Annotated in this window: 7 protein-coding genes and 1 pseudogene; 5 read left to right on the plus strand and 3 right to left on the minus strand. The window is 57.9% G+C overall.

What is annotated here, in order from left to right; genetic code table 11:
* The first annotated feature begins 11 nt into the window (after positions 1-11).
* The 5 genes and pseudogenes from D0550_RS34700 to D0550_RS24305 all read left to right on the plus strand — a co-directional run.
* Positions 12-1874 carry a hypothetical protein gene (locus tag D0550_RS34700; RefSeq protein WP_153067325.1) on the plus strand — a complete coding sequence of 621 codons (1863 nt, stop codon included), beginning with the start codon at positions 12-14 and terminating at the stop codon, positions 1872-1874.
* A gap of 23 nt (positions 1875-1897) precedes the next feature.
* Positions 1898-4408, plus strand: a complete 2511-nt coding sequence (locus tag D0550_RS24290) for an RHS repeat domain-containing protein (protein ID WP_161966022.1) — start codon at positions 1898-1900, stop codon at positions 4406-4408.
* Between the two features lie 285 nt (positions 4409-4693).
* Complete coding sequence (locus D0550_RS24295) at positions 4694-5164, plus strand: hypothetical protein (protein ID WP_116811790.1); 471 nt, start codon at positions 4694-4696, stop codon at positions 5162-5164.
* A 667-nt stretch (positions 5165-5831) separates the two neighbouring features.
* Complete coding sequence (locus D0550_RS36940; RefSeq protein WP_479687845.1) at positions 5832-6296, plus strand: integrase core domain-containing protein; 465 nt, start codon at positions 5832-5834, stop codon at positions 6294-6296.
* A 298-nt stretch (positions 6297-6594) separates the two neighbouring features.
* Positions 6595-6906, plus strand: a pseudogene (locus D0550_RS24305) (DDE-type integrase/transposase/recombinase); the annotation flags it as partial.
* Between the two features lie 118 nt (positions 6907-7024).
* Here the strand turns inward: D0550_RS24305 and D0550_RS24310 are convergent.
* The 3 genes from D0550_RS24310 to D0550_RS24320 form a co-directional block, all read right to left on the minus strand.
* Positions 7025-7435, minus strand: coding sequence for a c-type cytochrome (locus D0550_RS24310; protein WP_116811792.1), 411 nt, complete (start codon positions 7433-7435; stop codon positions 7025-7027).
* Between the two features lie 57 nt (positions 7436-7492).
* Positions 7493-8755 carry a c-type cytochrome gene (locus tag D0550_RS24315; RefSeq protein WP_116811793.1) on the minus strand — a complete coding sequence of 421 codons (1263 nt, stop codon included), beginning with the start codon at positions 8753-8755 and terminating at the stop codon, positions 7493-7495.
* 204 nt (positions 8756-8959) lie between these two features.
* Positions 8960-9918 (minus strand): aldehyde dehydrogenase family protein (locus D0550_RS24320; protein ID WP_116811797.1); only part of this gene is annotated, 959 nt, incomplete at its 5' end.

The raw sequence follows: 9918 nt of genomic DNA on the forward strand, positions 1-9918 counted from the left end.
AGGGTGGGGTTATGAGCGGAGGCGCGGTGATGGTCAGCAATGGAAAGGCTGCGAGAAGAAGCGGCGTTCGCCGAAATGGGTGGTGTTTCTACCTGTCACTAGTCTTCGGGCTTGGATATTTTTTCTCCGCATCGGTACTGTCCCAAACCGCGCTGCCAATGCCCCCGGAGCGCGTGCAAGTGGATGGAAACGGCGTCGACATAGCGTCGGGCGACATCATTGCTTCAAACAAACATCTGTCGATAGGGTCAGACGATTATGGATTGTCGCTGACGAGCGTGATGAGTGCTGCCGGGTGGACAGATAGCCTAAGTGGAATGCTGGAAGTTACGGTGGGGGGCGTGAACAGCTGGGATGTCTCAAGGAAGGCATCTTGGGATAACAGAACATATAGTTTTCAAAACCACGGCTGGCGTTCCGAAACGAATGCTACGTTGTCGCAAGTTTCGGGTACCAGCTATGCTTTAACCCTTGCTGACGGATCCGTGGTGACCTACACGGAACTTGTTGCTCCCTTGTATGCTTGTGAGCCGTCGTCTGGGCCGTGCGACCTATACTACTACCCAACCAAGGTCGAGAAGCCCAATGGGCTGGTGATTTCAGTTCACTATGCGACGTTTGTACGCCCGATAGCCTGGCAGGTACGCATTCAATCCGTGACGAACAATGCGGGTTATCAAATAAAGTTCAACTATGAGTCGAACGTCGTAAGCGATTCGACCTGGAACTCGTGGATCAACCGCGTGAGCGCGGTTGCGATTAACAATGCCGTCGACTACTGCGGCCCAACTGCAAATACATGCACCTTCAGCCAGAGTTGGCCAACAGCCTACTACGCCAGCACCTATACGGCAGGGTCGAACTCTACTTACACCATCACGGATCCGTTGGGGAGAGCCACGAGGTACACCAATGTGTTTGCAGCCCAGGGTGGCAATGGCTCCAATTCGTTCAGGATCAAAACCCCTGGGAGCGCGATTGACAACATCGTCTACACGCGTGAGTTCTATACGCATACATCGGGTGTGGGTAACGGCTATCGTGTTGCGTCTGTAACCGCGGATGGGAAGTACTGGAGTTACTCGACTTCGTCCGGGGCCTCGGCTTTCTCCCGCGTATACACAGTAAGGAACCCGCAGAATCAGCCGACGGTATATGAAACCTACTTCTTCGGGCCGGACTACGCGCCGCTGCTCACATCCGTAAAGAATCCATTGAACGAAACAGTCACGTATAGCTATGGCTGTACGAGGGCGCCAGCGTCGAGTGGGTTCACCAGCACAGGTGCATACGATGTCGCCCTGCCTGAGGGTAATCAGTTCAAGGTGGCGTGTGACGCACGCGGAAACGTCACATCGAAAACGCTCGTTCCAAAATCTGGTCCGAGCTCGTCAGACCCTGTGGAGCGCTGGGCGTATCCTGCTGGATGCCCCAACCCGAAGACCTGCAACAAGCCATCATCATACCAGGATAGGAGAAGCGCTCTGACCGAGTACGATTACGATCCGGTGCATGGCGCTTTAGTGCGCCATACCTTACCCGCGGTCAATGGTGTCCGCCCGCAAAAGCGTTACGAGTACGATGCGAAGTTCGCCTATGTGAAGAATTCGTCAGGCACGCTCGAGCCGGCGGCAACTGCCGTTTTTGTTCCTACCAAGATTTCGGAATGCCGAAAGGGCAACACCTGCACCGGTGCTGCCGAAACCGTAACAACATTCGAGTACGGTGCTGAGAACACAGTCAATCGGCTGCTTGTCAGAGGTAAGGTCGTCACTGCAGGTGGTGTGACGCTACGCACCTGCTACACGTACGATCGCTACGGCAATCGGATATCCGAGACGACAGCACGTGCGGGTCTATCGACATGTCCGTGACCGCGAAAACAAGGGAGTTGGCCATGCGATCATTTTCTCGGTCATTTACAGTCCTTTTATCGTTGTTTGCTGCCGGCGGAGCGCAGGCTTGTGGCTCGTTTACGACCGCGTACCGGTTCGACCTCGCGCGGCAGGTCGTCGGCGTGATAAGTCCGGCGGACGGTGCTGGTCGCGAAGCCGTGCGCAACACCTACGATTCCGAGGGTCGGATCACAAAGATCGAGCGTGGCGTGCTTACGGCGTGCCCCAGTGAGGATGTGCTGCCCAGAGATTGGCAGGGTTTTGACGTTCGGCACGTCGTTGAGAAAGCATATGACGTGATGGGAAGACTCTTGTCCGAGAAGCGCTCGGGTCCGACGCTGACACAGCATAGTTACGACACCGTTGGCCGGCTCGAATGCACGGCGGTTCGCATGAACTCCGCTGTCTACAACTCCATCGCGACACTGTCAGCGTGCCAACTCAGCGCGCAAGGTTCGCAGGGCCCGGATCGGATTACTCGCTTTCTTTACGATGTTGCTGGACGTGTAGTAACTGAGCAGCGCGCTTACGGCACCAGTATCCAGCAAAACTATTCGACTTACGGCTATACCCCTAACGGTCTTCAGGACTGGGTCGACGATGCGAACGGCAACCGCACCGACTTCACCTATGACGGCTTCGATCGCCTTGGTCGTATGAACTTTCCTCGGGATGCGGTCGGAGCTCGCGATGCGAGCCTGACCGATTACGAGGCCTACGGATACGACAACAACAGCAACCTGATCAGCAAGCGCCTGCGAAGCGAGGAGATCATTACCTATGGCTTCGATGCTCTCAACCGGCTGGAACTCAAGAATCTGGCGGGCACGGGTTCGGTCTCCTACACCTATGACAATTTCGGCCTGAACGAAACCGCCCAGATTTCCGGCGGAGCCGGTATCAGCAACACCTATGACGGATTCGGTCGTTTGACCCAGGCCACGTCAACTTCATCCGCGGGCTCCTTAATGCTTGGCTATAGCTATGACGAGGACGGCAATCGCACGCGGGTGACCTGGCCCGATGGCACCTACGTGCAGTACACCTATGACGGCCGGAACCGGATGAAGCAAGTCCGGGAGAACAACGCCGTCTCAGGGCCCGGGTTGCTGGCGGATTACTCCTATGACGTCTTCGGTCGCCGTACCAACCTCGTTCGTGGCAACGGGGCGACGACGGCGTACGACTACGATCTGGCGTGGCGCCTTTCAAGCCTGAGTCAGGATCTGGCATCCGCCAGCCAGGATCTGAGCCTGGGCTTTAGCTACAACAGTGCAAGCCAGGTTGCCGGACGTACGGTGTCCAATGAGGCGTACTCCTATTTTTCGATGACCCAGTCAAAGAGTTATTCACGTGACGGACGCAATCGGTACACCACGGTTGGCGGCATAAATTACGTCTACGATGGCCGAGGAAATCTCAAGTCAGATGGCGCTCGAACATTCAACTACGATCTGGAGAACCATCTTCTGAGTGTCACCGGGAGCGAGAAACCGGTGAGTCTGACCTATGATCCCAACGGCCGCCTGTTAACCAGTACGAGCGGTGGTTTGACCACTCGCTATCTATATGACGGCGATAAGTTGGTGGCCGAGTACAACGGCGCTACGCTCGTGCGGCGCTATGTGCACGGCGCGGGCGTAGACGAGCCGCTGGTTTGGTACGAAGGCGCAGGCTTGACCGATCGTCGGTGGCTACACGCTGATCACCAAGGCAGTGTGGTTGCCAACAGTAACGGCACGGGAGTAGGCACCGTTTACGCATACAGCGCGTATGGTGAGCCAGCCTACGGCAACTGGGGTGGAAGCCGGTTCCGCTACACCGGCCAGATCATGCTGCCGGAGGCTAAGCTCTATCATTACAAAGCACGAGTGTATGATCCGGTGTTGGGAAGGTTCTTGCAGACGGACCCGGTCGGGTATAAAGATGACTTCAATCTCTATGCGTATGTGCGTAATGATCCGCTGAACAAGACCGATCCAACTGGACTTGCAGAGTACAGTTTCGGATTCGATGTGCAACTCTACCTTGGAGCTGGCGGTAAGCTCGGCGGTGCAGTCACGTTTGACACTGAGACGTTGGAGGTGGGGGCGAAGGGGAGTGCTGCGTTGGGTGGCGGATTGAGCGCAGGCGTCGGCATCATTGCCGAAAGAGGACCAAGCTCCACGAGTCCTGCGAGCAGTTCAACTACGAAGAGTATGAGTATCACCTTTTCGGCCAATGCGGGACCTGTGGGGGTCAAGAAAGAAGTTCCCGTCACTGAGAATGGGAGCAGCGTCATTGGGCAGTCAAACAAGACAAGTGGCTCGTTGACTGGAGAGATCGAAGCACCGGCGGTTGCTAAAATCAAGCCTGAAGCTAAGATTGGTGCGGATGTATCCATCGAGTGGACGACCAAGAAGACGAGCGATGCAATTCCTCGTTCCATCAGTGAAATCAACCGGGCAATGGATAACATCATACGGAAGGCGAGCTGTCCTAGAAATGGAGCGCGTGGTAATTGTGAGCCGTAAACTCTCCTTGGTACGATTGAAGCTCTGGGCTTTATTAGGGACCTTTCTAAGTTGCTGGTTGGTTCTGCGATTCGTCGATTTGACCTTCGGAGCCGAGCACGCCGTGTTGGGTGTGGCAGGCGCTTGCGTGATGCTGCTCTATTTCGTCCGGTGTGAACAATGCAAGAGCCTCGTGATCAAGCCATGGCCGCCAACAGCGGCTGCGCGCGGTATGTTGGATATCTTTTTCCCATCTAAACATTGTCCTGTTTGTGGCAAGGCGCGACTCTAGGTCGCCTCGCAGTCATGAAAGGCAGGAAGCTCCTCGGGATTGCGGGCAGCGCGGCTCTCGCGCTGGGAGGGATTTTTGGCGCCCTCGCTTGGCTCGCAGTTCAGGAGGGCAGACAATTAGACGCTTCAAGCAAGATATACGTGGATCGGTACGTGCCGGCGATTCTGGCGGAGTGGTCGGCGGAGCTTTTGATCCGAGAGAGCAGTAGTACGCTCCGAGAGAAAACGAGCGAGCACGAGATTCATGCCACGTTCGAGAGACTTGCTGCACTTGGTAAGCTCGAGGAATACGTCGGCTCAACGGGCTCGGCGAAGATATCGATCAGTCCGGCTTCCGGCAAAGCTGTTAGTGCCAGCTATGAGGTCCGCGCGCGATGTGAAAATGGAGACCTCGCTGTGGCTGTTACATTGTTACGAGAAGATGCGCGATGGCGTATCTCCGGGTTCTTTGTTAGCTCGCCTTCTCTTGCTGGAAAAACAAGGTAGGTTTGTTTCTGAGCGTACGTCAGAAACGATCCGCTGAATTGTTCCTAACCCATGTAATGACCCCGTACTATCCAATAATTCGAACTACGTAGTTCCGCATCGTGGATGCGACAATCAGCGCGGCCGATGGAATGTAACTAGCTATACTTGTCCGGATGTATCGTTCCATCCAGTCGCTGCAATTCCTCCTGAGGCTGCTTGCCGGCTGGATCAACCGCCGGTGAAGGGATTATTGCGGGGTACAGGTTCCCTCGGCTCAATGGATGGGACTCATGCAATGGCTATGAAATACAAACATATCGGAGCCATCCGGTCCATCGCGGATCTCGCACAGCGAGTTCCGGAATTGACGGCGGCAGCTTGCGCTGTACCGGGAGCGAGGGGAGAAGCCGAGGCGGGTGGATGCGGCAACCCGAGTGACATTGGCGCTGCTGTCGCGCTGTTTCGATTGGCGGATCGCGAACGAACTGCTGCTCAAGCTGGGACTTCGAGTGTCACCGCGCACGGTGGCGAAGTACATGCCGCGACCGGCGCCGGTTCGGCCGCGGGGAGGTCAGCGGTGGTCGACCTTCCTTCGCAATCACGCACGGGGTGTCATCGCCTGTGATTTTCTTGTCACGGTGACCAGCACTGCGAACGCGTCATCGGGACGATTCGCAGAGACTGTTTGGACTGGATCATTCCGCTCTCTGAAGCGCATCTGCGTCAGGCGCTCAAAGCGTGGGTGACGCATTACAACCGTGGACGCCCGCACTCAGCGCTGGGTCCAGGCGTTCATGATGCTCCCGCGGGTTCGACCGTGCCGTTGTCGCCTTCTCGGCATCGGCTCGACGACTTTCGTTCCGTGCATGCGAAAGCAATACTCAGCGGGTTGCGCCATGAGGCGCGCGCGCAAACAAAAATCCGACCGCCCAGGAACGGTCAAACAGGTTTATTGCGGACCACAGGCCTGAAGTGCCGGCGTCGAAGTGTTCGTGCTCGTCATCGTTGCTACTCAACGGGAACCGGTCTCGCCACCGGCCAACGGTGCGAGGGGAGCGGCGCGTTCCCGCCAAGGTCAACCGTCCGCCAGAGTTATTTTTATAGACAATTTTATAGAGGCGGGAATTTCGTAGTCGCGCCGAATTCGTAACTCGACGAATTCAAACCAGGAAAGTGGTGGGCCGTATAGGGCTCGAACCTATAACCAACTGACTAAGAGTCAGAGTAAACGATCAGGGAAATCGTGGGGTTGGGAGCGGGAATTTTGTAGAAACATGCCCAAAGAGCCTGGAAGAATGGCGGGTTTTATGCTTCATTTTATAGAGGCTGCGGGGCGCGCTCATCGAGGCTCGGTCCGGTAGCGGCGGAGTTTCGCCGACCTATCGGCTATAACGAATCTCTCCATGGTGGTTGGAGTTTCGCCGGGAAAGCGGCGAAACGCGCGTGGTCGAATTCTTCGACGATACGAGATTCGGCCGAAGAAGCGGATGGTGCGCGAAGCGCCCGCGCCCCTGACGATCCGTGCGTCCAAGAACGAAGTCTGGTCAATGGATTTCATGCACGACACGCTTGGCGACGGCCGCAGCTTCCGATTGTTCAACGTGCTGGATGATTTCAACCGCGAGGGGCTGGCGATTGAGGTGGATTTGTCGCTACCCTCGGCAGGCGTGATCCGCACGTTGCAGCAAGTGATCGAACGGCGCGGCAAGCCGCGGGTCATCCGCTGCGACAACGGACGGGAAAGTCTATGTGCTCGTTTGCCAGCGTTCACACCAACGAACCCGTGCCCTCATCACTAACTCACGCGCAACCAACTGCGCCCTTTGATCCGGAGCGCTTTCTTTTCGGCGTTCCTAGGCATCAGCACCGATCGGTAGTTCAGTCGGGGGAGCAGATTGCCGGATCGCTGGTCGCTTCCCGCAGGTACGCAATGAGGTCGGCACGGTCCGTGGGGTTCGTCAGGCCTGCGAATCCCATTCTGGTGCCATTCACGTACGCGATGGGAGCGATCAGGAATTCGTCGAGCGTTTTCTCGTTCCAGACAATCCCGGAGTCCAGCATCGCTTCGGAATAAGCGTAGTCGGATACGCTGCCTGCGGCTCGGCCCATCAGGCCGCAATGTTTCGGTCCGGCCATGTTCTTGCTCAGCTCGTGACAGCCCGCGCACTGGGCGTACAGCTCCTTGCCATGGGCAGCGTCGCCCTGCGGAGCGTTGGCGCCACCACAGGCGGCCAGCAGCAGAGCCGAGGTTATCAACAAAAGCGAATGACAATGCGATCTGATCTTCATGCGCGAAGGTCTCCTGGCGCTTGGCTCGGAATTCGTTTTCGTTCGAGGCGGCGCGGATCAGCGCTGCCTGGCCACGTCTTTCGCGGTCACTGGGCTGGCCTTGTGGTTCCAGGAGGCACGCAGGAACGTCGCGATGGCTGCAATCTCCTCATCCGTGAGCTTCTCACCGTATTCGGACATTCCCTTCCATCGATGTGGCAGCGGAGGCTCGGGCCGCTCGGGGCCATACAGGATCACGTTGATGAGCGATGCTGGACTGTTCGCCTGCACGATCGGGCTGCCGACCAGCGTGGCACCCGAGTTTTCCTCATGGTCGCCCAATCCGGAGGGCAGGTGACAGGTGCCGCAATGGACGTCATAGAGCGCCGAGCCTTCCATGATGTCGCTGGCGGGCGCGGCGGTCTTGCCCGGATTCGGCGCCAGATCTTTCAAGTAGACGGCCATGGCGCGCACGTCGGAATCCGAAAGATGCCGGGTGCTGTTCATGATGACTTCATTCATCGGACCGAAGGTTTGTGTGAAGTGATTCTGGCCGGTCTTCAAGTAGGCGGCGACCTCTTCGACGGGCCAGGCCGCCAGTCCATTGGGAGCGCCGGTCAGATTCGGCGCCGACCAGGTGCGGTACTCGCCTGTGGGTACGCGGTCCAGATACTCGCCACCTGTCATGGCATCGGAGACGCTCTGTCCGCCCAGGAAGCCGCGAGGAGAATGGCAGGCTCCACAATGCCCCAATGCCTCGACGAGATACGCGCCACGGTTCCACTCCGCCGACTTCGAAGCATCCGACTCGAACTCGACCTCGTCATGGTAGAGGGCCTTCCACAGTCCCAGTGCCCAGCGTTGATTGTATGGAAAGCTCAGGGCGTTCTCTTTCGCTGGAGCTTTCACGGGATCTATCGTTCTCAGATACGCATACAGAGCGGCGATGTCTTCATCGCTCATCTTGGTGTAGGCGGTGTACGGGAACGCTGGGTACAAATGCGCGCCGTCGGGACGCACGCCCTTTCTAAGCGCGTGAGCGAGATCTTCCTCCGACCAGTCTCCGATACCCGTCTCGGTGTCCGGCGTGATGTTGGTCGAATACAGGGTGCCGAACGGCGTTTGGAACTCCCGGCCCCCGGCGTACGGTCGGCTGGCGTCGCTGGTATGGCAGGTCAGGCAGTTGCCAGCAGTGGCAACATACTTTCCCTGCTCGGCCAGTCCTTGTCCGGCTGGCGCATTCGACGATGCAGAAACGGCTGGCGCTGCTCCAAGCAGCAGGATTGCGACTGTGGCTGTGGTCAGGCGCTTCGCATTCAAGAGCGCGGGCTTGGTTCTCATCGATTGTCCCCTGGAGAGATCGGAGCATCCCAGCCCGTCGTCGTTTTATTAGAGATGTCCGCCCGATGCTAGGCGAACGATCGAGTGAAGTTAATTGACGATTCCAGATGGATTCATGCGGTGAATTCATGACGTCGCCGCATCGACGTCCCGACCGCGGCTTGGGCCGCCGCGGTCGGGATGTTCGAACCGGAGCTCGCTGGATCAGAGCCGGAAGTCGATGCCTTGGGCCAGCGGCAGTTCCTTGCCCCAGTTGATCGTATTGGTCTGTCTGCGCATGTAGGCCTTCCACGAGTCCGAGCCCGATTCGCGCCCGCCGCCGGTTTCCTTTTCACCGCCGAACGCGCCGCCGATCTCCGCACCGGAGGTGCCGAGGTTGACGTTGGCGATGCCGCAGTCCGAGCCTCTGTGCGACAGGAAGTACTCCGCATGCTGCAGATTGTCGGTGAAGATCGCGGAGGACAGGCCTTGCACCACGCCGTTCTGCATGGCGATGGCTGTGTCCAGGTCGTCGTACGCAATCAAGTACAGAATGGGCGCGAATGTTTCCTCCTGCACGATCTGCCAGTCGTTGTTCGCGACCGCGATGACCGGCTCGACGAAATTGCCGGGCCGATCCAGGCGCTTGCCGCCACAGAGGATTTCGCCGCCGGCCTTTTTCACCGCGGCCAGGGCAGCTTCAAAACGTTTGACGGAGGACTCGTCGATCAGCGGGCCCATCAGGGTCTTCGGGTCGAGAGGATCGCCGATCCGCACCTGGCCGTAGGCGCGCACCAGTCGCTGCTTCAGATCATCGAAGCGCGATTTGTGCACGAGGACTCGCCGGGTCGAGGTGCAGCGTTGACCGGCGGTGCCGACCGCGCCGAAAACGATGGCCGGAACGGCAATGTCCAGATTCGCGAACTCATCGACGATGATGGCGTTGTTGCCGCCCAGCTCCAGCAGGCTCTTGCCCATGCGTGCCGCGACTCGCTCGCCGACTCTGCGGCCGACCGCGCTGGAGCCGGTGAAAGAGACCAGGTCGATGCGCCGATCGTCGACGAATTGCTCGGCGAGCTTGTTGTCGCCGTCGTTGATGAGATGGAAGATTTCCGGAAGGCCGGCATCGGCCAGCACTTCGTTACAGATCTTCTGCACCGCTACGNATACACATCTGACGCTGC

This window comes from Steroidobacter cummioxidans (assembly GCF_003104955.1).